This is a genomic window from Bacteroides sp. OF04-15BH (assembly GCF_003477995.1).
Taxonomy (GTDB): Bacteria; Bacteroidota; Bacteroidia; order Bacteroidales; family Bacteroidaceae; genus Paraprevotella.
Genome location: NZ_QUEM01000098.1, coordinates 1 through 1,162 on the forward strand (window position 1 = coordinate 1; position 1,162 = coordinate 1,162).

The 1,162-nt window shown below is 45.4% G+C and carries 2 protein-coding genes; one reads left to right on the forward strand and one right to left on the reverse strand.

The window, feature by feature from the left end:
- Window positions 1-302, reverse strand: a 302-nt coding sequence (locus tag DXA74_RS15970; RefSeq protein ID WP_118529111.1) for a DUF3408 domain-containing protein, incomplete at its 3' end; no start/stop codon positions are given.
- 397 nt (window positions 303-699) lie between these two features.
- On the opposite strand from DXA74_RS15970, the gene DXA74_RS15980 reads away from it, so the two are divergent.
- Window positions 700-1,011 (forward strand): helix-turn-helix domain-containing protein, encoded by a 312-nt coding sequence (locus tag DXA74_RS15980; protein WP_008656559.1) that lies wholly within the window; start codon window positions 700-702, stop codon window positions 1,009-1,011.
- Window positions 1,012-1,162: the final 151 nt, after the last annotated feature.

Consider the following 1,162-nt stretch of genomic DNA (forward strand, 5'->3'; position numbering starts at 1 on the left):
TGGAGGAAGGTCTGCTGATACTCCTCCAATGTCGCCTTGCGCTGCTTGCCACTGATGCGCTTCTGCGGATTCGGTGGCGATTGAGCCTCGTTCGTTGATGTTTCCTCTCTATAGGGAGTTGTTGCAGCAACTTTCTCTACAATTGCTCTCAACTCTGGGTTCTCTACATCATCATAGAGAGAATTACAACTACTTGGATTGGCTTTGTTGCCATACGTAGATGGTTTAACAAAATCCAAATACTCTTTTTCCATCAGCTCCTTTTGCCCAGGAGCCAAGACTGCATCTTTTGTTCTTGCCATAGCTTATGCTGTTTTATTTGTTAGTATAGTGGTCACGGTTTGCACCATTGACCGATTGTCGGGTGCAAAGTAAGTGTACTGAGTGCAGCCATGCAACTGATTGGGTGTAACGTGGCAATTTAGTTGTGGCTTGCTTATTTGCATACCGAGATAGTTGTGAGAACTTCAACGTATTTCTCAACTCATCATTGTTCATGTATTCGTTGCAGTCGTGCAAGTTTTTCTTGTTGTTTTTGGCGTTGAAGTCGGCAAACCCCGGCAACATACTGCCACAGAAATTGAAAACGCTTGTTTTTAGATTGCCGTGCCTTATCTTTGCACTCACAAACGTGGAGCACAGCATATGCGTGGAGCTTTGCGACATATAACATAGTATTAACTTAGAAAAAAGAAAAGTATGGGATTCATCGTATTCGAGGAAGAGGCATTCAACTATCTTGATGCCCAGTTGGAGAACTTCGTGAAGCGCATGGACAGAATCCGTGAGCGCAGTGAGGACAAGACCATGAACAAGTGGCTCGACACGCAGGACGTGTGTCAGACGCTCAACATCTGCCCACGGACAGTGCAGACGCTTCGGGACAACGGAACTTTGGCTTATACGCAAATCAGCCACAAGACCTACTACAAGCCGGAGGACGTGATGGCTATCGTAGCAGTAGTGGAGGACAAGAAAAAGGACATGCGCTTTCGCAAGCGCACAGGTTAGGCTGTCAATATACAACAGCCACTTAATCCAAAGCAGCAAGTAAACCGAGTAACGTAAGTATCAACAATAAAACGAGACAACTATGAGCAATGAAGTAATGACAAGAAACAGCGAGTGGATGAACCACATCGTGAACCACCTCAACCGAATG

Bases quoted from the DNA above. Each gene is read 5' to 3' on its own strand.
- DXA74_RS15980 (WP_008656559.1), top strand. From the start codon at position 700: ATGGGATTCATCGTATTCGAGGAAGAGGCATTCAACTATCTTGATGCC.